General features: G+C 32.5%; 24 protein-coding genes. 18 read left to right on the top strand and 6 right to left on the bottom strand.

Annotated features, from left to right (window positions below; translation table 11 throughout):
• Window positions 1-10: 10 nt before the first annotated feature.
• The 3 genes from IDG66_RS13975 (at window position 11) to IDG66_RS13965 (ending at window position 3,067) form a co-directional block, all read left to right on the top strand.
• Window positions 11-1,285 carry a dihydrolipoamide acetyltransferase family protein gene (locus IDG66_RS13975; RefSeq protein ID WP_000406837.1) on the top strand — a complete coding sequence of 425 codons (1,275 nt, stop codon included), beginning with the start codon at window positions 11-13 and terminating at the stop codon, window positions 1,283-1,285.
• A gap of 350 nt (window positions 1,286-1,635) precedes the next feature.
• The gene (gene brxB / locus IDG66_RS13970; RefSeq protein WP_000367419.1) at window positions 1,636-2,073 is read left to right on the top strand and encodes a bacilliredoxin BrxB; all 438 of its coding nucleotides are present in this window, start codon (window positions 1,636-1,638) and stop codon (window positions 2,071-2,073) included.
• A 13-nt stretch (window positions 2,074-2,086) separates the two neighbouring features.
• Window positions 2,087-3,067, top strand: a complete 981-nt coding sequence (locus tag IDG66_RS13965) for an aromatic acid exporter family protein (protein WP_000916195.1) — start codon at window positions 2,087-2,089, stop codon at window positions 3,065-3,067.
• A gap of 126 nt (window positions 3,068-3,193) precedes the next feature.
• Here the strand turns inward: IDG66_RS13965 and prli42 are convergent, their stop codons facing one another.
• The gene (prli42, locus tag IDG66_RS13960; RefSeq protein WP_001789875.1) at window positions 3,194-3,373 is read right to left on the bottom strand and encodes a stressosome-associated protein Prli42; all 180 of its coding nucleotides are present in this window, start codon (window positions 3,371-3,373) and stop codon (window positions 3,194-3,196) included.
• A gap of 262 nt (window positions 3,374-3,635) precedes the next feature.
• Between prli42 and IDG66_RS13955 the strand changes: the two genes are divergently transcribed.
• The 6 genes from IDG66_RS13955 to IDG66_RS13930 all read left to right on the top strand — a co-directional run bounded on the left by IDG66_RS13955 (window position 3,636) and on the right by IDG66_RS13930 (window position 9,711).
• Window positions 3,636-4,769: a tripeptidase T gene (locus IDG66_RS13955; protein WP_103143725.1), complete on the top strand. Its 1,134-nt coding sequence runs from the start codon at window positions 3,636-3,638 to the stop codon at window positions 4,767-4,769.
• Window positions 4,770-4,836: 67 nt separating this feature from the next.
• Window positions 4,837-6,243: an NADP-dependent phosphogluconate dehydrogenase gene (gene gndA / locus IDG66_RS13950; RefSeq protein ID WP_000193707.1), complete on the top strand. Its 1,407-nt coding sequence runs from the start codon at window positions 4,837-4,839 to the stop codon at window positions 6,241-6,243.
• 218 nt (window positions 6,244-6,461) lie between these two features.
• Complete coding sequence (locus tag IDG66_RS13945; protein WP_000413427.1) at window positions 6,462-6,833, top strand: VOC family protein; 372 nt, start codon at window positions 6,462-6,464, stop codon at window positions 6,831-6,833.
• The gene (locus tag IDG66_RS13940; protein WP_001837949.1) at window positions 6,772-7,026 is read left to right on the top strand and encodes a hypothetical protein; all 255 of its coding nucleotides are present in this window, start codon (window positions 6,772-6,774) and stop codon (window positions 7,024-7,026) included. The genes IDG66_RS13945 and IDG66_RS13940 overlap by 62 nt, the downstream gene beginning before the upstream one ends.
• On the top strand, window positions 7,027-8,046 hold the full coding sequence (locus IDG66_RS13935; protein ID WP_000256340.1) for a LacI family DNA-binding transcriptional regulator: 1,020 nt from the start codon (window positions 7,027-7,029) through the stop codon (window positions 8,044-8,046).
• Window positions 8,047-8,061: 15 nt separating this feature from the next.
• On the top strand, window positions 8,062-9,711 hold the full coding sequence (locus IDG66_RS13930) for a glycoside hydrolase family 13 protein (protein ID WP_001041916.1): 1,650 nt from the start codon (window positions 8,062-8,064) through the stop codon (window positions 9,709-9,711).
• A gap of 81 nt (window positions 9,712-9,792) precedes the next feature.
• Here the strand turns inward: IDG66_RS13930 and IDG66_RS13925 are convergent, their stop codons facing one another.
• Window positions 9,793-10,659 carry an AraC family transcriptional regulator gene (locus IDG66_RS13925; protein ID WP_000382586.1) on the bottom strand — a complete coding sequence of 289 codons (867 nt, stop codon included), beginning with the start codon at window positions 10,657-10,659 and terminating at the stop codon, window positions 9,793-9,795.
• 229 nt (window positions 10,660-10,888) lie between these two features.
• Window positions 10,889-12,373: a glucose-6-phosphate dehydrogenase gene (zwf, locus tag IDG66_RS13920; RefSeq protein ID WP_000105070.1), complete on the bottom strand. Its 1,485-nt coding sequence runs from the start codon at window positions 12,371-12,373 to the stop codon at window positions 10,889-10,891.
• A 312-nt stretch (window positions 12,374-12,685) separates the two neighbouring features.
• Between zwf and rnz the strand changes: the two genes are divergently transcribed.
• The gene (gene rnz / locus IDG66_RS13915) at window positions 12,686-13,606 is read left to right on the top strand and encodes a ribonuclease Z (protein WP_000454068.1); all 921 of its coding nucleotides are present in this window, start codon (window positions 12,686-12,688) and stop codon (window positions 13,604-13,606) included.
• Window positions 13,607-13,708: 102 nt separating this feature from the next.
• On the opposite strand, the gene proC is transcribed toward rnz, so the two are convergent.
• Window positions 13,709-14,524: a pyrroline-5-carboxylate reductase gene (gene proC / locus IDG66_RS13910; protein WP_000779749.1), complete on the bottom strand. Its 816-nt coding sequence runs from the start codon at window positions 14,522-14,524 to the stop codon at window positions 13,709-13,711.
• A gap of 141 nt (window positions 14,525-14,665) precedes the next feature.
• On the opposite strand from proC, the gene IDG66_RS13905 reads away from it, so the two are divergent.
• Both IDG66_RS13905 and IDG66_RS13900 read left to right on the top strand, forming a co-directional pair.
• The gene (locus tag IDG66_RS13905) at window positions 14,666-15,421 is read left to right on the top strand and encodes an SDR family NAD(P)-dependent oxidoreductase (RefSeq protein WP_000678234.1); all 756 of its coding nucleotides are present in this window, start codon (window positions 14,666-14,668) and stop codon (window positions 15,419-15,421) included.
• 15 nt (window positions 15,422-15,436) lie between these two features.
• Window positions 15,437-15,685, top strand: a complete 249-nt coding sequence (locus IDG66_RS13900; protein ID WP_000995799.1) for a hypothetical protein — start codon at window positions 15,437-15,439, stop codon at window positions 15,683-15,685.
• 215 nt (window positions 15,686-15,900) lie between these two features.
• Here the strand turns inward: IDG66_RS13900 and IDG66_RS13895 are convergent, their stop codons facing one another.
• Window positions 15,901-16,809, bottom strand: coding sequence for an aldo/keto reductase (locus tag IDG66_RS13895; protein ID WP_001171352.1), 909 nt, complete (start codon window positions 16,807-16,809; stop codon window positions 15,901-15,903).
• Window positions 16,810-16,890: 81 nt separating this feature from the next.
• On the opposite strand from IDG66_RS13895, the gene IDG66_RS13890 reads away from it, so the two are divergent.
• From IDG66_RS13890 to xerD, 3 genes are all read left to right on the top strand, one after another.
• Window positions 16,891-17,433, top strand: a complete 543-nt coding sequence (locus IDG66_RS13890) for an NUDIX hydrolase (RefSeq protein ID WP_000365246.1) — start codon at window positions 16,891-16,893, stop codon at window positions 17,431-17,433.
• Window positions 17,434-17,537: 104 nt separating this feature from the next.
• Window positions 17,538-17,987 (top strand): ferric iron uptake transcriptional regulator, encoded by a 450-nt coding sequence (gene fur / locus IDG66_RS13885; RefSeq protein ID WP_000392691.1) that lies wholly within the window; start codon window positions 17,538-17,540, stop codon window positions 17,985-17,987.
• Between the two features lie 48 nt (window positions 17,988-18,035).
• Window positions 18,036-18,923, top strand: coding sequence for a site-specific tyrosine recombinase XerD (gene xerD / locus IDG66_RS13880; RefSeq protein ID WP_000447733.1), 888 nt, complete (start codon window positions 18,036-18,038; stop codon window positions 18,921-18,923).
• A gap of 77 nt (window positions 18,924-19,000) precedes the next feature.
• Here xerD and IDG66_RS13875 read toward each other — a convergent pair whose 3' ends face one another.
• A complete protein-coding gene (locus tag IDG66_RS13875) occupies window positions 19,001-19,507 on the bottom strand; it encodes a DUF309 domain-containing protein (protein ID WP_001183427.1) in 507 nt (168 codons plus the stop codon).
• Between the two features lie 91 nt (window positions 19,508-19,598).
• Between IDG66_RS13875 and IDG66_RS13870 the strand changes: the two genes are divergently transcribed.
• From IDG66_RS13870 to IDG66_RS13860, 3 genes are read left to right on the top strand one after another with little or no spacing between them, the layout of a single operon-like run.
• Entirely contained in the window at window positions 19,599-20,330 is a 732-nt protein-coding gene (locus IDG66_RS13870) for a segregation and condensation protein A (protein ID WP_000273371.1), read from the top strand.
• Window positions 20,323-20,865 carry an SMC-Scp complex subunit ScpB gene (gene scpB / locus IDG66_RS13865; RefSeq protein WP_000368657.1) on the top strand — a complete coding sequence of 181 codons (543 nt, stop codon included), beginning with the start codon at window positions 20,323-20,325 and terminating at the stop codon, window positions 20,863-20,865. The genes IDG66_RS13870 and scpB overlap by 8 nt, the downstream gene beginning before the upstream one ends.
• The gene (locus IDG66_RS13860) at window positions 20,858-21,595 is read left to right on the top strand and encodes a pseudouridine synthase (protein WP_000159577.1); all 738 of its coding nucleotides are present in this window, start codon (window positions 20,858-20,860) and stop codon (window positions 21,593-21,595) included. Before scpB ends, IDG66_RS13860 begins: the two co-directional genes overlap by 8 nt.
• The last annotated feature ends 128 nt before the right edge of the window (window positions 21,596-21,723 follow it).

Below are 21,723 nucleotides of genomic sequence, written 5' to 3'. Positions count from 1 at the left end.
AGGGAAAGTCATGGAAATAACAATGCCTAAGTTAGGTGAGAGTGTTCATGAAGGTACCATTGAACAATGGTTAGTTTCTGTTGGTGATCATATTGATGAATATGAACCATTATGTGAAGTTATTACAGATAAAGTGACAGCTGAAGTCCCTTCCACGATATCAGGAACAATTACAGAAATTTTAGTTGAAGCGGGGCAGACAGTAGCTATTGATACAATTATCTGTAAAATTGAAACTGCTGATGAAAAGACAAATGAAACAACTGAAGAGATACAAGCAAAAGTGGATGAGCATACTCAGAAATCTACTAAAAAAGCTAGTGCAACAGTGGAACAGACATTTACTGCTAAACAAAATCAACCTCGTAATAATGGTCGCTTTTCACCTGTTGTATTTAAACTCGCTTCAGAGCATGACATTGATTTATCACAAGTTGTAGGTAGTGGATTTGAAGGTCGTGTAACTAAGAAGGATATAATGTCAGTTATTGAAAATGGTGGTACCACAGCTCAATCTGACAAACAAGTTCAAACAAAATCAACATCAGTAGATACATCAAGTAACCAATCATCTGAAGACAATAGTGAAAACAGCACAATACCAGTAAATGGTGTGCGTAAAGCAATTGCGCAAAATATGGTTAATAGTGTAACAGAGATTCCACATGCATGGATGATGATTGAAGTAGATGCTACAAATCTTGTGAATACGAGAAATCATTATAAAAACAGCTTTAAAAATAAAGAAGGATATAATCTAACGTTCTTTGCTTTCTTTGTAAAAGCTGTAGCAGATGCTTTAAAAGCATATCCTTTATTAAATAGTAGCTGGCAAGGAAATGAAATTGTCTTACATAAAGACATTAATATTTCAATTGCTGTTGCTGATGAAAATAAATTATACGTACCTGTGATTAAGCATGCAGACGAAAAGTCAATCAAAGGTATAGCTAGAGAAATTAATACTTTAGCAACGAAAGCGCGTAATAAGCAATTGACAGCTGAAGATATGCAGGGCGGTACATTTACGGTAAATAATACTGGTACATTTGGTTCAGTATCATCAATGGGTATTATAAATCATCCACAAGCAGCGATTTTACAAGTAGAATCAATCGTTAAAAAGCCAGTAGTAATTAATGATATGATTGCAATTCGTAACATGGTTAATTTATGTATTTCAATTGATCATCGTATTTTAGATGGTTTACAAACAGGTAAATTTATGAATCATATTAAACAGCGTATCGAACAGTATACTTTAGAAAATACAAATATATATTAGTGATAACATAGATGCATCTATCGACAACTTGTTTTATCTTGTTCTTGTCGATGGATGTATTATTTTTTGGCACTAAAATATGTGCAATATATTCAAAAAAGATAAAGAACAATAATCAACATGGTTGAATGCATTTTTGCAGTAAAGTCAAAATAAGACATCATACTTGAAACATATTAATGAAAACATGTGAACAAATTAGTTACCATGATTTTAAGCACAATAATGTTTGGTATATTGTTAAAATTGTGTCTAAATATAGGTGTGATTCAGATTAGTTTATTGAACAATATGTTATTAATTAGTAGAATGAGGATAGTTTAAATATAAAGGGATAGGTGATTGAACTTATGGACATGAATTTCGATTTATACATGAACGGTGTTGTAGAACAAGCAAGGAATGAAATTGAATCTGCGGGATATGAGCAATTAACTACTGCAGAAGATGTTGACAAAGTTCTTAAACAAGATGGTACAACACTAGTTATGATCAATTCTGTATGTGGTTGTGCAGGTGGTATCGCAAGACCAGCAGCATCACATGCTTTACATTATGACGTATTACCTGATCGTCTAGTGACAGTATTTGCTGGACAAGATAAAGAAGCGACACAAAGAGCGCGTGAATACTTCGAAGGTTATGCGCCTTCAAGTCCGTCATTTGCATTAGTAAAAGATGGAAAGATTACAGAAATGATTGAAAGACATCAAATCGAAGGTCATGATGTGATGAACGTAATTAATCAATTACAAACATTATTCAATAAATATTGTGAAGAAAGATAAGAGGCGCTAACCCATGTTAAAGTTAAATCCTTACAAGATTGGATTTAGAACAATAAAAACAGCAGTGGGTATGACTTTAGGTGTAATTATTAGTAAGCTGTTAGGTTTAGATAATTATGCTTCAAGCGCCATATTAGTCGTATTATGTATTAAACATACAAAAGTACATTCGCTACAAGCGATTATTTCAAGATTAGTATCATGTTTTTTAGTATTGTTTTTAGGTTCAGCAATATTTAGTTTATTAGGTCAGAGTCCAATTGTACTCGGTATTATCGTATTGTTATTTATACCATTAACTGTCGTATTAAAAGTACAAGAAGGTGTCATTACGAGTTGCGTTATATTACTTCATGTTTTTAATGCAAAATCAATTGATGCACATTTAATTGTTAATGAAACATTATTACTGTTAATTGGACTGAGCATTGCATTTACAATGAATTTAATGATGCCAAGTTTAGACAAACAACTAGACGAATACAAATGTAAAATTGAGCAACAAATTGCTGATATTTTTAGTAAATATAGTTATATTTGTGAAAAGTATGAAGATACCATTGCGATTGAATTTGAAGTGTTACTTTTAAATATTAAAAAGGCGAAGTCTATCGCGTTCCGAGATGTTAAAAATCATTTTGTTAGAAACGAAAATTCATACTATCATTATTTTGATATGCGAGAAGAGCAAGTGGAATTGTTAATGAGAATGAAACCGCTCATCGAAAGTATCTGTCATAAAGATCCACTTTTAAATGATGTTGCGTCACTGCTGAAAGAAATTGGTCTAAATGTGAATAGTAATGACTATACAGCAATGCGTTTACACAATTTGTATGAGACGCGTTTGAAATTGGATGAACTTCCATTGCCAACAACACACAAAGCGCTTAACTCGAGAGCAAGTATTATTCAAATATTAAATGAATTAGAAGAATATTTACAAATCAAATCGCAATTTGGTTCATTGAAAATGCATAGTGAAGTAGCTTAAAAAATAATCCATCCGTATGACCCATGTTTGAAAATAATCGTTGCAATACGATAACTTATTAATACATGCGTTTATAACGGATGGATTTTTAATTGTATGATTTTGTATAGGTAGTTGAGATATAGTTTATAAAATTGGAATGATACTCGTTAATAACAATGCTAATACAACTGATACAAGCATAACGATAATGATAATTCTTAAAACTTTATTTTGCATTTTGTGTGCCTCCAAATGAATAACCTTTGTATTAATAATTACGACATAAGATATAAAACTTTTAACTTGAGACGATATAACTAGCAATCATCATTAAGGAATATAATAAAAAACATGAGTAAGTTTGCTTATGTCATTTTCCTCATTATACGATATCTTTGAAAAATCAATCAATATATTTTTGACAAAGCTTAGTTTGAGTTACAATAAATATATATAATAAATTGAAAATAATATGACACAATTTACAAGCCTGATAAATCTGTGTAACATCAATTACTGTAACATTTTATTTCATCAATTTTTACCGTTTGGCGTACATGAAAATTTTGATAAAAGGGGTTCCATTATGATTAATGAGCAAAGATTACTTAATACGTTTTTTGAACTTGTACAAATCGATTCTGAGACAGGGAATGAATCAACAATCCAACCTATTTTAAAAGAAAAATTCATAGCATTAGGGTTAGATGTTAAAGAAGATGAAGCGGCTAAACATCCTAAATTAGGTGCCAATAATCTAGTGTGTACAATGAATAGTACTATCGAAGAAGGCGAAGTACCTAAATTATATTTGACGAGCCATATGGATACTGTTGTACCCGCAATTAATGTAAAGCCAATTGTAAAAGATGACGGCTACATATACTCTGATGGTACGACTATACTAGGTGCAGATGATAAAGCAGGATTAGCAGCGATGCTTGAAGTTTTGCAAGTGATAAAGGAACAACAAATCCCACATGGACAAATTCAATTTGTGATTACTGTTGGGGAAGAATCAGGTTTAATTGGTGCTAAAGAATTAAATTCAGAGTTGTTGGACGCGGACTTTGGTTATGCTATTGATGCAAGTGCTGATGTCGGCACTACGGTTGTAGGTGCACCGACGCAAATGTTAATTTCAGCTAAAATTTTTGGCAAAACGGCTCATGCAAGTACGCCAAAAGAGGGTGTTAGTGCTATTAATATTGCGGCGAAAGCAATTAGTCGAATGAAATTAGGACAAGTTGATGAAATAACTACTGCCAATATTGGTAAGTTTCATGGCGGTTCAGCTACGAATATTGTTGCAGATGAAGTCATTTTAGAAGCAGAGGCACGTTCTCACGATCCAGAAAGAGTAAAAACACAAGTCAAACATATGACTGATGTGTTTGAAACTACTGCATCAGAATTAGGTGGGAAAGCAGAAGTTACAGTGGAGCAAAGTTATCCAGGATTTAAAATTAATGATAATGAAGCGGTAGTTAAAATTGCACAAGAAAGTGCTCGTAATTTAGGATTATCTGCAAATACAATTATTTCTGGTGGCGGTTCAGACGGCAGTATTATTAATACATTTGGTATTCCTTCAGTCATTTTAGGAGTGGGTTATGAAAAAATCCATACAACAAATGAGAGAATGCCGATTAAATCATTGAACTTGCTTGCAAGTCAAGTGTTAGAAATAATCAAAATAGTTGCGCGACAATCGAAATGATTTAGTGTAGTGTATGTCTATTTTGTGATACAATACTAATGAAAAATCAACAAGTGAGGTAAGTAATATGACACAACAAATTGGAGTTATTGGTTTAGCCGTTATGGGTAAAAACCTAGCTTGGAATATTGAATCACGCGGATATAGTGTATCTGTATTTAACCGCTCAAGTGAAAAAACTGATTTAATGGTTGAAGAATCAAAAGGGAAAAATATTCATCCAACGTACTCATTGGAAGAATTTGTTAATTCTTTAGAAAAACCACGTAAAATTTTATTAATGGTTCAAGCAGGTAAAGCTACGGATGCAACGATTGATAGTTTGTTACCTTTATTAGATGATGGAGATATTTTAATTGATGGTGGTAATACAAACTATCAAGATACTATCAGACGTAATAAAGCATTAGCACAAAGTGCAATCAACTTTATTGGTATGGGCGTTTCTGGTGGTGAAATTGGAGCGTTAACTGGTCCGTCATTAATGCCGGGTGGACAAGAAGAAGCTTATAACAAAGTTGCAGATATTCTTGATGCAATTGCTGCAAAGGCAAAAGACGGTGCTTCATGTGTTACTTATATTGGACCAAATGGTGCTGGACACTATGTGAAAATGGTACATAATGGTATTGAATATGCTGACATGCAATTAATTGCAGAAAGTTATGCTATGATGAAAGAATTATTAGGCATGTCTCATGAAGACATTGCTCAAACGTTCAAAGACTGGAATGCTGGTGAATTAGAAAGTTATTTAATTGAAATCACTGGTGATATTTTCATGAAATTAGATGAAAATAAAGAAGCATTAGTTGAAAAAATTCTTGATACTGCAGGTCAAAAAGGTACAGGAAAATGGACTTCAATTAACGCATTAGAATTAGGTATTCCATTAACAATCATTACTGAATCTGTATTTGCACGTTTTATCTCTTCAATCAAAGAAGAGCGCGTAAATGCTTCTAAAGAATTAAATGGTCCAAAAGCATCATTTGATGGTGACAAGAAAGACTTTTTAGAAAAAATTCGTAAAGCATTATATATGAGTAAAATTTGTTCTTATGCACAAGGTTTCGCGCAAATGCGTAAAGCAAGTGAAGATAATGAATGGAATTTAAAACTTGGTGATTTAGCTATGATTTGGAGAGAAGGTTGCATTATCCGTGCACAATTCTTACAAAAGATCAAAGATGCTTACGATAATAATCCAGGATTACAAAACTTATTGCTAGATCCTTACTTTAAAAACATCGTTACTGAATATCAAGATGCGTTACGTGATGTTGTCGCAACTGGTGTTCAAAATGGTGTACCAACACCTGGTTTCTCATCAAGTATTAATTACTATGATAGTTACCGTGCAGCTGATTTACCTGCAAACTTAATTCAAGCACAACGTGACTACTTCGGTGCTCATACGTACGAAAGAAAAGATAAAGAAGGCGTATTCCATACACAATGGATTGAAGAATAATATTGATTAAAGGATAGTTGAAAGATACTATCCTTTTTTATATCTTTTGATAAATATAAAAGAGAGTGTGATAGAGTAGCTACAACCTATAAAAAATTACACAAGCAATATCTATTACCTTAAAAGCATCCCGCCATATTTTTAAGCATTTTGTGAAGTAATAAAATATTTACTGTGTTATGATAGCATGTACTATAGAGAAATAGAGGTATTAACTTATGGAAAAGTTAAATCAAGTTATGTTATATGTTGATGATGTTGACAAAGCGAAAGCATTTTGGACAGAAACTTTAGAATTTGTTGTTGTAAGTGAAACACCGTTAGCTGAGGACTATGTTGCAGTTGAAGTATCACCTACGAAAGATGCTGAAACGTCATTGACGATTATGGCAAAAGAATTTATTGAAAAGTATAGCCCGGAAGTGAACCTAGGAACACCATCTTTAATGTTTAAAGAGAAAAACTTTGATGCATTATACTCAAAATTAAATGATTTAGGTTTAACTGGGCATGATATAGTAGAAATGAATGGTCAACGTGTATTTAATTTTCAAGATGGCCAAGGTAACTATTTTGCAGTTAGTGACTAAACAATCGATTTTAATATTTATACAAACCTATATATTGATTTTCGGATTGAATTTCAGTATGAAGGTTTTATTTTTATCGTTTTATGCAATCGTTTGCACAAATCTTTTGACTTTTTTAGAAAGTGTGACTAAACTGGTATTATACAGTGGTTGGAAGCGTTTTCCGATGCAGAAATTAACAGGAGGTGATTAAATGGTTACGATTAAAGATGTTGCACTAAAAGCCGGTGTTTCTCCTTCGACAGTTTCAAGAGTTATAAAAGGAAATCAACGTATTAGCGAAGCGACAATTTCAAAAGTGAAGAAAGTTATGGAAGAATTGAATTATTTTCCTAATACCGCTGCTAGAACTTTAATTACAAACCAAACATATAAAATTGGTTTAGTGTTAAAAGGGTCTGAGGAGCCTATTCGACTGAATCCATTCTACATCAATGTATTGCTAGGAATTTCTGAAACGTGTAACCAGCATGGCTATGGTACACAAACGACAGTCTCAAATAATATGAATGATTTAATGGATGAAGTTTATAAAATGATTAAACAACGAATGGTTGATGCGTTTATACTGCTTTATTCAAAAGAAAATGATCCAATTAAACAAATGTTAATTGATGAAAGCATGCCATTTATTGTGATTGGTAAGCCTACATCGGATATAGATCATCAATTTACACACATAGATAATGATAATATATTAGCTTCTGAAAATTTGACACGACATGTTATTGAACAAGGTGTAGATGAATTAATATTTATTACAGAAAAAGGAAATTTTGAAGTTTCAAAAGATAGAATTCAAGGATTTGAAACGGTTGCATCACAATTTAATCTGGATTATCAAATTATTGAGACTAGTAATGAAAGAAAAGTTATTTTTAATTACATGCAAAATCTACATACGCGCTTGAAGGACCCAAATATTAAACAGGCAATCATTTCGTTAGATGCTATGTTACATTTAGCGATTTTAAGTGTGCTATATGAACTTAATATTGAAATTCCAAAAGATGTAATGACAGCAACATTCAATGATTCTTATTTAACCGAAATTGCGTCACCACCTCAAACCAGTATTGACATCAAGCCTCGAATGTTAGGTCAACAGGCTGGTTCAGCAATTTTAAATATATTGAAAAACAAAGCACAGGATGTTATTGAACTCGTCATTATAGATACAGAATTAAAAATAAGAAAATCAACACAGCGATAGCAAAGGAGTTTTAAAATGAATAAGCAATGGTGGAAAGAAGCAGTAGCATATCAAGTATATCCAAGAAGTTTTAATGATAGTAATCACGATGGTATTGGGGATTTACCTGGAATGATTGATAAATTGGACTACTTAAAAGATTTAGGTATCGATGTCATTTGGCTCAGTCCAATGTTTAAATCACCTAATGATGACAATGGTTATGATATTAGTGACTATCAAGAAATTATGGATGAATTTGGAACGATGGAAGACTTTGATTGTTTATTAAAAGGTGTTCATGATAGAGGCATGAAGCTTATTTTAGATTTAGTTGTAAATCATACATCTGATGAACATCCTTGGTTTATAGAATCCAAATCTAGTAAAGACAATCCCAAACGTGATTGGTACATTTGGCAAGATCCAAAGCCAGATGGCTCTGAACCTAACAACTGGGAAAGTATATTTAATGGATCTACATGGGAATATGATGCTAATACTGAGCAATATTATTTCCATTTATTCAGTAAAAAACAACCTGATTTGAATTGGGGTAATCCGGAAGTTAGAGATGCTGTATTTGAAATGATGAACTGGTGGTTTGATAAAGGCATTGATGGATTTAGAGTAGATGCAATTACGCATATTAAGAAGACGTTTGAAGCGGGTGACTTACCTGTACCTGAGGGTAAAACATATGCCCCAGCATTTGATGTAGATATGAATCAGCCAGGTATACAAACTTGGTTACAAGAGATGAAAGATCGCTCATTAAGTAAGTATGACATTATGACTGTTGGTGAAGCGAATGGTGTAAGCCCTGATGATGCTGATGACTGGGTCGGGGAAGAAAATGGTAAATTTAATATGATATTCCAATTTGAACATTTGGGACTGTGGAATAGTGGTGATTCTCACTTTGATGTAAATTCGTATAAATCTGTATTAAATAGATGGCAAAAACAACTTGAAAATAAAGGTTGGAATGCGTTGTTTATTGAAAATCACGACCAACCACGACGTGTATCGACGTGGGGTGACGATGACAAGTATTGGTATGAATCAGCAACAAGTCATGCAGCTGTTTATTTCTTGCAACAAGGTACGCCATTCATTTATCAAGGTCAAGAAATTGGTATGACGAATTATCCATTTGAAAGTATTGAAACGTTTAACGATGTTGCTGTTAAAAATGACTATCAAATAGTGAAAGCTCAAGGTGGAGATGTAGACGCTTTACTTGCGAAATATAAAGATGAGAACCGAGATAATTCTCGCACACCAATGCAATGGGATGATACGTTAAATGGAGGATTTACAAATGGTGAACCGTGGTTCCCAGTGAATCCGAATTATAAAACTATCAATGTTGCACAACAATTAGAAGATGAGCATTCAGTATTACAATTTTATAAAGATTTAATTCAATTAAGAAAGTCTAATGATGTATACGTATATGGTCAATTTGATTTAGTAGATGCTGAAAATTCACAAGTTTTTGCGTACACGAGAACATTAAATGAAAAGCAAGTTCTTATTGTAGGTAATCTTACTAACCACGAAGCAGAATTAACTGTACCATTTGATTTAAGCCATGGAGAAGTAAAGCTATTTAATTATGATGCCAAAGTTAATTTAAAACAGTTACGTCCATATGAAGCATGTGTTATCGAACTAAATTAACATATTAATATGCCCCCTAATAGAATCTAAGGCCATTTGTAGACCTATAGATATATTAGGGGGCTTCTTTGTTTTTAATTTTTAATCTTCGTCATAAGGACTCTGTTTAACAGGAATCCAAAGCTGAATTTTAGTGAATGGGTCATTAAATGAAATATCGAGAGGGTACACTTCAACATATAAATCATTTCGTTCATATGGCAATGTTAACTGCAAACTTGATTCAATATAGTACCAAGCTTCATTAGTTGCATAATCAATTTCACCTTGTAAATTGAATTTCGCACAATGTTTGCCAGGTAAAAATCGGCTTTCTAAGTGTGCAGGATAACGTTCACTTGGTACACCTACAAATATTTCTAAACCATTTTCAAGAGGACAACTAATAACAAATAGTTCAAATGGACTAACGTCATTATATCGTCGTAACTCTTTAATTTTACCATCAATGAGCAAGTCTTCTAAAAAATCCGGAACATTAAAAGGATGTGACAAATACTTAGTGTCTATAAATCGTGCATATCCAACCAATGAAATATCATCTGTCTCTTCTAATCTGTATGGATAGGGTGTTCTCTCAGTAGTTGATAATTTGATATATAATCGCTCTTGAATTTGTAATTCATCTTTTTTAGTAGAAGCTTGAATAGGTGATACGCCGTGAAAATCACTAAAATCATTTGCAAAATCATTTGAATTTGCATAGTGATATTTTTTAGCGATATCTACAAGTCGTGTAGCACCATTAATCACATCATTTGCAGCGAGTGTCATTTTACGCGCGCGTGCATAAGCTTCTGGAGATAAGCCGACAATCATTTTAAATGATTGATCAAGATGGTATGGCGAAAGACCAACGTAATCACTTAATTCTTGCAAATTGAAAGGCTCTAATAAACGATCTTCAATATAAACAATTGCCTGTTGTATTTGCTTGATAACGTCCAAAACTTTCACTCCAATTAATTCAATCATTTATTTTTATTCTACATTATTTCTATAAATTATACACCCATTTGTTCAATGATTATTAAAATAGTTTTGGGCATTGTAAAATATAATTTCATAATATAGTCTAGAAAAAAAGCGAATGATAGAACAATTGATTTACTTGATTCGTAATCAATCCTTGTCATTCGCTCATTTATTTTTGTTTAACATGTGCGTTTTAATTCAATTATTGAATATCGTCCCACCAATGGTTACCATCACGAGCAAGTAGTAAATCACTTTCTAATGGACCATTAGTACCTGATTCATAGTTAGGGAATTCTGGATCAACCATATTCCATTCATCTTGAATTGCATCAACAAATTTCCATGTTGATTTTAATTCTTCCCAGTGCGTGAAGTTAGTGGCATCACCTTTAAGACAATCGAATAATAGATTTTCATATGCATCTACAGTATTCATTTTATCTTGAGCGCTCATTGAATAAGACAATTGAACAGGTTCAGTTTCGATACCTTGTGTATTTTTCTTAGCATTTAGATGTAAAGATACACCTTCATTAGGTTGGATATTGATTACTAATAGGTTTGAATCTAATAGTTTATCAGTTTCATAGTATAAGTTCATTGGTACTTCTTTAAATTCAACGACAACTTGAATTGTTTTAGATTTCATACGTTTACCAGTACGAATATAGAATGGTACACCAGCCCATCTAAAGTTATCAATTGTTAATTTACCTGAAACAAAGGTAGGTGTGTTAGAGTCATCTGCAACGCGATCTTCATCACGGTATGCTTTAACTTGTTTACCATCGATATAGCCTTCGCCATATTGACCACGAACAAAGTTCTTTTTAACATCTTCAGATTGGAAATGACGCAGTGATTTAAGTACTTTTACTTTCTCAGCACGGATATCTTCACTATTTAAACTAATAGGTGCTTCCATAGCTAATAATGCAACCATTTGTAACATGTGGTTTTGCACCATATCTTTTAGCGCGCCACTTGATTCATAATAACCACCACGATCTTCAACACCTAGTATTTCAGATGATGTAACTTGGATGTTTGAAATATATTTGTTATTCCATAATGGTTCAAACATCGCATTCGCAAAACGTAATACCTCGATATTTTGAACCATGTCTTTTCCTAAATAGTGGTCAATACGATAAATTTCTTCTTCTTTAAATGATTTACGAATTTGATTGTTTAATGCTTCGGCTGATTTTAAATCACTACCGAATGGTTTTTCGATAACAAGGCGTTTAAATCCTTTTGTATCAGTAAGACCAGAAGATTTTAGATAATCAGAAATAACGCCAAAGAATTGTGGTGCCATTGCTAAATAGAATAGTCGATTACCTTTTAATTCAAATTGGCTATCTAATTCATTACTAAAATCTAGTAATTCTTGATAGCTTTCTTCATTACTAACATCATGTCTATGATAGAAGACATGTTCCATAAACGCGTCAATTTTGTTTGTATCTTTTACGTGCTTTTGAATTGATGATTTTACTTGATTACGGAAATCATCATTAGTAATGTCACGACGTCCAATACCGATGATGGCAATATGTTCATCTAAATTGTCTTGTTGGTAGAGATGGAATATTGATGGAAACAACTTACGATGGCTTAAGTCACCAGTTGCACCAAAGATTGTGATTAAACAAGGGATGTGTTTGTTTTTAGTACTCAAGATTAAAACCTCAATTCTTAATTAGATATATGATTTATTATTATAAGATAATCCATTCAGCAGGTCATTCAATATGCTCGACAGTATGCAGTGTCTTAAATGAAATATCGATTCATGTATCATGTTTAATGTGATACTTATTAATGATAAGTATAACGTAATTATCAAAATTTATATAGTTTTGTCTACGTTAAAGTTAGAAAAATTAACTAGCAAAGACGAATTTTTAACAGATTTTGATTCAAGTATAAATTAAAACTAAATTGATACAAATTTTATGATAAAATGAATTGAAGAAAAGGAGGGGCATATATGGAAGTTACATTTTTTGGAACGAGTGCAGGTTTGCCTACAAAAGAGAGAAATACACAAGCAATCGCCTTAAATTTAGAACCATATTCCAATTCCATATGGCTTTTCGACGTTGGTGAAGGTACACAGCACCAAATTTTACATCATGCAATTAAATTAGGAAAAGTGACACATATATTTATTACTCATATGCATGGCGATCATATTTTTGGTTTGCCAGGATTACTTTCTAGTCGTTCTTTTCAGGGCGGTGAACAGAAGCCGCTTACATTGGTTGGACCAAAAGGAATTAAAGCATATGTGGAAATGTCTATGAATTTATCAGAGTCACATTTAAACTATCCAATTACATATATTGAAATCGATGATCATCTGACATATCATCATGATGGTTTTACTGTAGAGGCGCATTTACTTAATCATGGTGTTCCATCATATGGATATAGAGTAATGGCACCTGAAACTACAGGTACAATCAATGTTGAAGCGTTAAAAAACATTGGTCTTGAACCAGGTCCTAAATATCAAGAAGTAAAATCTCATGATACATTTGAACATAATGGTCAAGTTTATCAATCAAAAGATTTTAGAGGTGAGTCCAAACAGGGTCCAGTTGTAGCAATTTTTGGTGATACAAAACCATGTTCTAATGAACGTGTGATTTCTAGAGATGCTGATGTGATGGTACATGAAGCGACCTATATAGATGGTGAAAAGCATTTAGCCAACAATTATCATCATAGCCATATTGAAGACGTATTTGCATTGATAAAAGAAGCCAATGTTAAACGTACGTTGATTACACATTTGAGCAATCGCTATAATACAGAAGATATAAATGAAATTTATCAAACATTGATACAAAATGAAGATACACCTAATTTTAATTTTGTAAAAGATTTTGATAGTTTTAAAGTCTAATGACAAAGTAATAAACAATGCTTGCCAAATAGTAATAATTTATAAAAATAACCCGTCCAACTATGTATGCGATGATGCATACATGTGTTGGCGGGTTTGTTTTTATTGGTCTTCTACATTAGAAAGTTCAATACTACGGTCGACGGCAGCATTTAGACAATCTTCGAAAATAGATACTAAATCATATTGTGACAATGTATCAAGGCCAGCTTGTGTCGTACCACCTTTAGAGGTAATATTTTTTCTTAATTGAGCCATGCTCAAATCTGAACGTTCAATCATCTTACTTGTACCTATAATAAGGTTGCGTATAGATTCTTCAACTTGTTCTTTTTCTAGACCAAGTTTCGTACCAGCTTTAACGTATTGCTCGAATACATGATATAAAAATGCTGGGCCGCTTCCGGTGATAGCTGTTACTTGATGTAAATGATCTTCTGATACTTCAATTACAGAACCAAATGCTTTAACTAAATCGTTAATTTCATCTTTAGATTTAGGGTCAAAGTTGTTTGAAAAACTAATGCCAGTAACAGAGTGTCCGACTTGCGCATTTGTGTTTGGCATAATTCTAGCAACTGGATTTTGGCATTCTAATTGTTGTTTAATATAATCAATCGGAATACCTGCCATAATTGAAATGAAGCAATTGTCTTTTGTGATATGTGGTTTGATGCGTGTTGCTAGAGCATCAAAGTCATGTGGTTTGGTACCTAAAAAAACATAATCTGCATCTTTTAATAATGTCGCATCATCATAACTATAGTTAACACCTAGTTTTTCAGCGAATGCTTTTAAAGCTTGTTCATTAGATTTATTTGTTAAATATATATCATTGGCATCTAAGTTGCTTGAGTTAATAATTCCTGTAAATATAGCTTGTGCCATATTACCAGCTCCATAAAATACGAGTTTCATTAACGTCACATCCCTTTAGTTTTTGATTTGTATGTTATATTTTCTTATTATTGTATATATATTAGGAAAGATAATCAACTTGTCTCAATTATGTAAAGTTGATAAATTGCATTCTATATAATTGAAAAGGAAGGTTAATTGATGAAAGGACAACATTTTATAGTGACTGGTGGTACGAGTGGTTTAGGTTTATCGATTGTCCGAAAGTTACTAGAAAATAAAGTGCATGTAACGTTGTTGGTGCGTGATGTTGATAAAGCAACTAGAATCTTTGAACAGGAATTGGGGAAAACTATAAATGTTATTCCTTGTGACTTAAATGATTTGAAGTCGATACAGGCACTGCAATTTGAAGACAATACATCATTCGATGGATTCATTTATAGTGCAGGTTTAGGTTATTTCAAATCTATTTCAGACCATAGTTTTTCAGAAATGATTGAAACGTATCAGCTTAATTTAATTAGTTTTAATGTTTTATATACTGTGTTGAGACCATATTTAACATCTAACGCACATATTGTAGGTATTTCAAGTCAAGCTGCATTTTCCACACAAGCAAATGCTGCACATTATGGGGCATCGAAAGCAGGGTTTTATGCATTAATGAATGCTTTAAGACTAGAGTCACCAAACTTACATATCATGACAGTTAATGTTGGCCCGATTGATACACCTTTTCATCAAAAAGCCGACCCATCAATGAAGTATGCTAAAAGGATGGGGAAAATTATGCTTGATGCTAATCAGCTTGCAGAAGATATCATTTATGGCATTAAAACAAAACAATTGGAAATTAATCGGCCTAAATGGATGCATCATGCGTTGAAAATGTATCAAATTGCGCCTAGATTTTTTGAACGATGTTTCCCTAAATTATTTAAAAATAAAGCATAAATAGGTGGGATGGCAATGAACTGTCAATCGGAGAGTGTGGTAAGATTTTGTGTACGATATGCGGAACAACTATCAGTGTTTGAAGAATTTACAGTGCTGGATATTTTAGGCGATATTTCTGTAGACCAAATTTCAGACAGTACATTATATTATACTTGTGAAAAATTCAAACTACTTGTGTTGCAAGGAAATGTGCTGGGTGTACAAATAATAACTAATAATGATGAATCAACATGCGAAGTGAAATATAGAAAGATGTTTTAATAAAATTATTAAGAGATGAAGTGGCAGAAGTTTGCTTAAGGCAATGCCGCAAGGCGAAATTACTAAATACTGATGCGTGAGGACAACGCTTTAATTTCTATCATAAGTGAGTAATCATAATCATAAATTATAGCGAATTGTACATAAACAACAGCAGTAAGGCATTTTTATAATGAAACGCCTCATGCTGCTGTTTTTATTACTGAAAATGACTTCTACACTAAATGATTGGTATATTCCAAATCCTTTACACGAGCTCTTGCTGTTTTAATCTGATCTAAACTAACTTTAGTATGATAGTTTTCAATATTTTCTTTTAATTGGTCGACGCTACTTGCACCTACAATGATGGAACCAAGCACGTCATGTGATGTTAAATAACTAAATGTCAATGCAGATAAATTACTTTCAATTTCTTTAATAGAGGCTATTGTTTCACCCAATTCATCATGAGAATAATCAAAAATACCATCTTTAAATTTATTGTCGAGCACATTAACACTGTTTGAAGTTAATAATCCTTTAGACACAGGTCCTCTTGCCAATACTTTAACATCATTGTTGTGAATTGCATCTAATAATGATTCTGGACGATTATCAATCAAATTGAATTGAGACATTATCGTTTCGATTTGACTATGTTTTAAATAATAATCAATTACATTTGGGCGAATAGAAGAAATACCGTAAGCACGTATAATTCCTTCTTGTTTCAATTCATCAAATGCGCTTATTGTTTCGTCTAATGGGTCATCAATGGTTCCGCCATGAAGTTGATATAAATCGATATGATCGATACCTAAACGCTTTAGTGAACCTTTAACTGCCTCTTTAATATAGGATTTACTCGGATCCCATTTTGTACTGCCATCTTTTGTTAAACGATTGCCTACTTTTGTACCAATGACAATATCATCGCGTTGTTGATATTTAAGAAGTGCCTTACCAACAACTGATTCATTTATACCTTTATCGTACATATCTGCTGTATCAAAATAAGTGATACCATTTTCAACAGCACAATCTATAATTTGTTCGGCTTTTTTTAAATCTGTACCTAAACTCATGCAACCTAGACCTAATTCAGATAATGAAATACCACTTTTTAATATATTTTTTTGCATGTCTGTTCTCCTTTCGATACACTTTAGCTAACAAGCATAGTGTATCAATATATAATATGAATTTAAAGGAACGTGATTATAATGGATTTAAATGAAAAAACAATTGATCGAACAGTTATTTATAATGGCAAAATTGTAGATGTAGAAATTCATACAGTGACATTACCAAACGGTGAAACATCAACAAGAGAATTAGTTTATCATAATGGTGCAGTTGCTGTTTGTGCAGTGACACCTAAAAAAGAAGTCGTATTAGTGAAACAGTATCGTAAACCAGTAGAAAAACCATTGCTAGAAATTCCAGCTGGTAAATTAGAAGATGATGAAGATAGAGTCGAAGCGGCAAAGCGTGAATTAGAAGAAGAAACAGGATATATTGCCAAAGAGTTAACACATGTTGTAGATATGTATGGTTCACCAGGTTTTTGCGATGAACAATTATCAATATATTTTACGGATAATTTAGAAGAAGGTACAGTTCACTTAGATGAAGATGAATTTGTCGAAGTCATTAAAGTTCCGATTGAGAATGTTAAATCGATGCTAATGAATAAAGAAATAGAAGATGCGAAGACTATCATTGCATTGCAACACCTATTATTAAATTATAATCATTCTAAATAACAAATGAGAAAAGCTTGCATTTTATTGAGAAAACTGTTAGTTTTAATTGTGAAGTTTGAAATAATTTGTAATGATTTTAATTATTAGTAGGGGAGTGGACATCGTTGGAAGAACGATTAAATCGCGTTAAGCAACAATTACAACAATCATCATATAAGCTAACGCCACAACGCGAAGCTACTGTTAGAGTTCTAATTGAAAATGAAAAAGATCATCTAAGTGCTGAAGACGTATATCTGAAAGTAAAAGATAAAGCGCCTGAAATTGGCTTGGCGACAGTATACAGAACGTTAGAGTTGTTAGCTGAACTAAAAGTTGTCGACAAAATTAACTTTGGTGATGGCGTCGCTCGTTTTGATTTAAGAAAAGAAGGCGCAAAACATTTCCACCATCATTTAGTATGTATGGAATGTGGTCGTGTAGATGAAATCGATGAAGATTTGTTACCAGAAGTTGAAAATCGAGTTGAAAATGAGTTCAATTTTAAAATTTTAGATCATCGTTTAACTTTCCATGGTGTGTGTGAAACGTGCCAAGCTAAAGGTAAAGGATAGTAAATTGCGTAGGTTAAATTAACCTTCGCTTTTTTTAGAGGTGTGGTTATGGAAACAATTATTGAAGAATATTTGCGTTTTATACAAATTGAAAAAGGACTAAGTTCTAACACAATTGGTGCTTATAGACGTGATTTGAAAAAGTATCAAGATTATATGACTGAACATCATATCTCGCATATTGATTTTATAGATCGACAATTAATTCAAGAGTGTTTGGGGCATTTAATAGACCAAGGGCAATCTGCTAAATCTATTGCGCGATTTATTTCAACAATCCGTAGTTTTCATCAATTTGCTATAAGAGAAAAATATGCGGCGAAAGATCCAACGGTATTATTAGATTCACCAAAATATGACAAAAAATTGCCTGACGTTTTAAATGTTGACGAAGTGTTGGCTTTATTAGAAACGCCGGATCTAAATAAAATTAATGGTTATCGTGATCGTACGATGTTAGAACTTCTGTACGCAACGGGAATGCGTGTATCTGAATTGATACATTTAGAGTTAGAAAACGTGAACTTAATAATGGGATTTGTACGCGTATTTGGTAAAGGCGATAAAGAAAGAATTGTACCATTAGGCGACGCAGTCATTGAGTACTTAACTACTTATATTGAAACGATTAGACCGCAACTTTTAAAAAAGACTGTTACCGAAGTCTTATTTTTAAATATGCATGGTAAACCTTTATCACGACAAGCAATATGGAAAATGATTAAACAAAATGGTGTAAAGGCAAACATTAAAAAGACGTTAACGCCACATACGTTACGCCACTCTTTTGCGACACATTTATTGGAAAATGGCGCAGATTTAAGAGCAGTGCAAGAGATGTTAGGTCACTCTGACATATCTACTACGCAACTCTATACACATGTTTCAAAATCTCAAATTAGAAAAATGTATAACCAATTTCATCCTAGAGCATAAAGTGAACCATAACTCAAAAGTCACAATACACATGACTAAAAATGTCTGTGCTATTGTGGCTTTTTTAAATTGGTTGATTAATTACGTCTATGTTTTCTTAATTGAATCGCTTCTTCTTTTGCTGAAATCACTTCTGAACGATCACGCCGCATGTGATGGTCTACAATAAAAGGATCTGTTGATGTTTCCTGATTATAATCATAGTCTGGATAGTTGGCCTTGATGATGCGTTCAAAGTCTGGAGTTATTGGTAATATAACAGATGAAAAAGGCTTTGCTGCATTCAATTTTGCAATCTGTTGCTCAATTAACAATTGATAATCATTTAAATTAAGGTATAACGCATCTCTATCTTTAGCATTTTGTATTATTTCTTTAGATTTATTAAAAGACTTATAGGCGCCTTTTAAATTATTGCGGCGATAATGGTAACAAGCAGTTGCAAACAAGATTAAACTAACAACTGCATCTTGCTTACTGTAGTTATTTTCAGCTTTCCATGCATCTTCTAAAATGTCATGACATAGGAAATAATGTTGCTTAGTATGAAATTGATAATAGAAATTTATCAGTGCCTGTTGCATTTTGTTATCACCCCAATTTAAAAGTAAGTTATTTTCATGCTATAATATTTTAGAGAATTATGCACATATGACGCAATACGAGGTAGATATTATGTATGAAGTTAAATTAGATGCTTTCAATGGACCATTAGATTTATTACTGCATCTTATCCAAAAATTTGAAATAGATATTTATGATATTCCTATGCAAGCATTAACAGAGCAGTATATGCAGTACGTTCATGCAATGAAACAGCTTGAAATTAATATTGCAAGTGAATACCTAGTATTAGCGTCAGAACTCTTAATGATTAAAAGTAAGATGCTATTACCACAATCAACATCAGATATGGATGTTGATGATGACCCACGGGAAGATTTAGTTGGGCGTTTAATAGAATATCAAAATTATAAAGAATATACTGCTATTTTAAATGACATGAAAGAAGAAAGAGATTTTTATTTTACTAAAAGACCGACAGATTTATCTCATTTGGAAACGGATGAATCTTGGGATCCAAATCATACGATTGATTTAACTGAATTAATTGTAGCTTATCAAAGAGTTAAAAATAGAGTTGAGTTAAATACACCTAAATCTGTTGAAATCCGAAAAGAGACATTTACCATTCAACAAGCTACAGAACAAGTGACATCGAGATTGAAAGATAAAGATCATTTTAACTTCTTTAGTCTGTTTACGTTTTCTGAGCCAATTGAACAAGTAGTCACTCACTTTTTAGCTATTTTAGAGATGTCAAAAGCAGGAATAATTAATATTGAGCAACAACGTAATTTTGAAGATATTAACATTATTAGAGGAGTGAACTACCATTTTGGATAATCATGGTATATTAGAGTCGCTATTATTTACAGCTGGCGATGAAGGTTTAGATGAAAAACAACTATTAGAAATATTAGATATGTCGAAAAATCAACTCGTTGAATTAATTGAAAATTATTCATCACATGGATTAATGATACAACGATTTGGAACGACGTATGTTTTAACGACTAAAAAAGAAGCGGCAACGTATATTGAACAATTAATTGAACAAAAGTCACAAATGAAATTATCACAAGCAGCAATGGAAGTTCTATCAATTATTGCTTATAACCAGCCATTATCAAGAAGTGATATTGAATTAATTCGTAGTATCAATTCAGATGGTGCGGTCAAGACATTGATTGCCAAAGGACTAGTTGAGGCTAAAGTGGTCAATGAACAGCGTAGCCAACAGTTAATTACTACTGATTTATTTTTAAATGTATTTGGTATTTCCAATATAGAAGATTTGCCGACAACTGAAGAAGACGATGAAGAAATGGATGCTTTCTTCAGTAATCTAGTCAATCAAAAAGGAGAAAATAATGACTAAAGAATTAGAACGATTACAAAAACGTATAGCTAATAGCGGTTATACTTCAAGACGTAAGGCAGAAACTTTAATTTCTGAAGGAAAAGTGAAAGTGAATGGTACGACTGTCACTGAATTAGGAACAAAAGTAAAGCCATCAGATACGATTGAAGTTGAAGGTATTAAAATAGAACTAGAAGACAAAATTTACATTTTATTCCATAAACCAACTCAAGTGATAACAAGTGTATCAGATGATAGAGGACGTACAGTGGTTACGGATTACTTTAAAGATATAGAAGCACGTATTTATCCTGTTGGTCGTTTAGACTATGATACTTCTGGATTGTTATTACTTACAAATGATGGTGAATTTACTAATTTAATGACACATCCAAGATATCAAATTAAGAAGAAATATGTAGCAAAATTAAAAGGTTACTTAATGAGAGAAGAAGTGAAAGCCCTAGAAAAAGGTATTGAATTAGAAGATGGTATGACGCAACCGGCTGAAGTGAAAGTTAAGAAACAAGATAAAGATAAAAACACAACATTGGTTGAAATTACAATTACAGAAGGTCGTAATCGCCAAGTCAGAAGAATGTTCGAACATTTTGGTCATCAAGTGACGAAACTGTCTCGTATTGAATATGGGCCTTTAAATGTTGTCGGTTTGAATGCTGGTGAAGGACGTGTATTGACGCCTCATGAAGTAAAAGTGATGCGTCATTTAGCAGAACATGGGAAATAATTAAATAAAATATGTATTTATCACAAAGTTTGAGAATTTTTTCACAAAATTTTAGGTTTTTAATAACTGTATGCGCTTTCCTGTGATATAATACTTTTGTAAAGAAAAGCATGTGTGGGAGGTATGAC

The sequence above is a fragment of the Staphylococcus sp. EG-SA-18 genome (assembly GCF_017151825.1).
GTDB classification, from domain to species: Bacteria; Bacillota; Bacilli; order Staphylococcales; family Staphylococcaceae; genus Staphylococcus; species Staphylococcus aureus.
Note: the sequence above shows the minus strand (reverse complement) of the source record. Positions and strands in the feature narration are given on the sequence as shown.

Bases quoted from the DNA above. Each gene is read 5' to 3' on its own strand.
- rnz (WP_000454068.1), top strand. From the start codon at position 12,686: ATGGAAGTTACATTTTTTGGAACGAGTGCAGGTTTGCCTACAAAAGAG.
- IDG66_RS13905 (WP_000678234.1), top strand. From the start codon at position 14,666: ATGAAAGGACAACATTTTATAGTGACTGGTGGTACGAGTGGTTTAGGT.
- proC (WP_000779749.1), bottom strand. From the start codon at position 14,524: ATGAAACTCGTATTTTATGGAGCTGGTAATATGGCACAAGCTATATTT.
- IDG66_RS13900 (WP_000995799.1), top strand. From the start codon at position 15,437: ATGAACTGTCAATCGGAGAGTGTGGTAAGATTTTGTGTACGATATGCG.
- IDG66_RS13945 (WP_000413427.1), top strand. From the start codon at position 6,462: ATGGAAAAGTTAAATCAAGTTATGTTATATGTTGATGATGTTGACAAA.
- IDG66_RS13875 (WP_001183427.1), bottom strand. From the start codon at position 19,507: ATGCAACAGGCACTGATAAATTTCTATTATCAATTTCATACTAAGCAA.
- gndA (WP_000193707.1), top strand. From the start codon at position 4,837: ATGACACAACAAATTGGAGTTATTGGTTTAGCCGTTATGGGTAAAAAC.
- xerD (WP_000447733.1), top strand. From the start codon at position 18,036: ATGGAAACAATTATTGAAGAATATTTGCGTTTTATACAAATTGAAAAA.
- IDG66_RS13955 (WP_103143725.1), top strand. From the start codon at position 3,636: ATGATTAATGAGCAAAGATTACTTAATACGTTTTTTGAACTTGTACAA.
- IDG66_RS13860 (WP_000159577.1), top strand. From the start codon at position 20,858: ATGACTAAAGAATTAGAACGATTACAAAAACGTATAGCTAATAGCGGT.
- brxB (WP_000367419.1), top strand. From the start codon at position 1,636: ATGGACATGAATTTCGATTTATACATGAACGGTGTTGTAGAACAAGCA.
- IDG66_RS13965 (WP_000916195.1), top strand. From the start codon at position 2,087: ATGTTAAAGTTAAATCCTTACAAGATTGGATTTAGAACAATAAAAACA.
- IDG66_RS13890 (WP_000365246.1), top strand. From the start codon at position 16,891: ATGGATTTAAATGAAAAAACAATTGATCGAACAGTTATTTATAATGGC.
- IDG66_RS13870 (WP_000273371.1), top strand. From the start codon at position 19,599: ATGTATGAAGTTAAATTAGATGCTTTCAATGGACCATTAGATTTATTA.
- IDG66_RS13895 (WP_001171352.1), bottom strand. From the start codon at position 16,809: ATGCAAAAAAATATATTAAAAAGTGGTATTTCATTATCTGAATTAGGT.
- IDG66_RS13930 (WP_001041916.1), top strand. From the start codon at position 8,062: ATGAATAAGCAATGGTGGAAAGAAGCAGTAGCATATCAAGTATATCCA.
- IDG66_RS13940 (WP_001837949.1), top strand. From the start codon at position 6,772: ATGGTCAACGTGTATTTAATTTTCAAGATGGCCAAGGTAACTATTTTG.
- IDG66_RS13975 (WP_000406837.1), top strand. From the start codon at position 11: ATGGAAATAACAATGCCTAAGTTAGGTGAGAGTGTTCATGAAGGTACC.
- IDG66_RS13935 (WP_000256340.1), top strand. From the start codon at position 7,027: ATGGTTACGATTAAAGATGTTGCACTAAAAGCCGGTGTTTCTCCTTCG.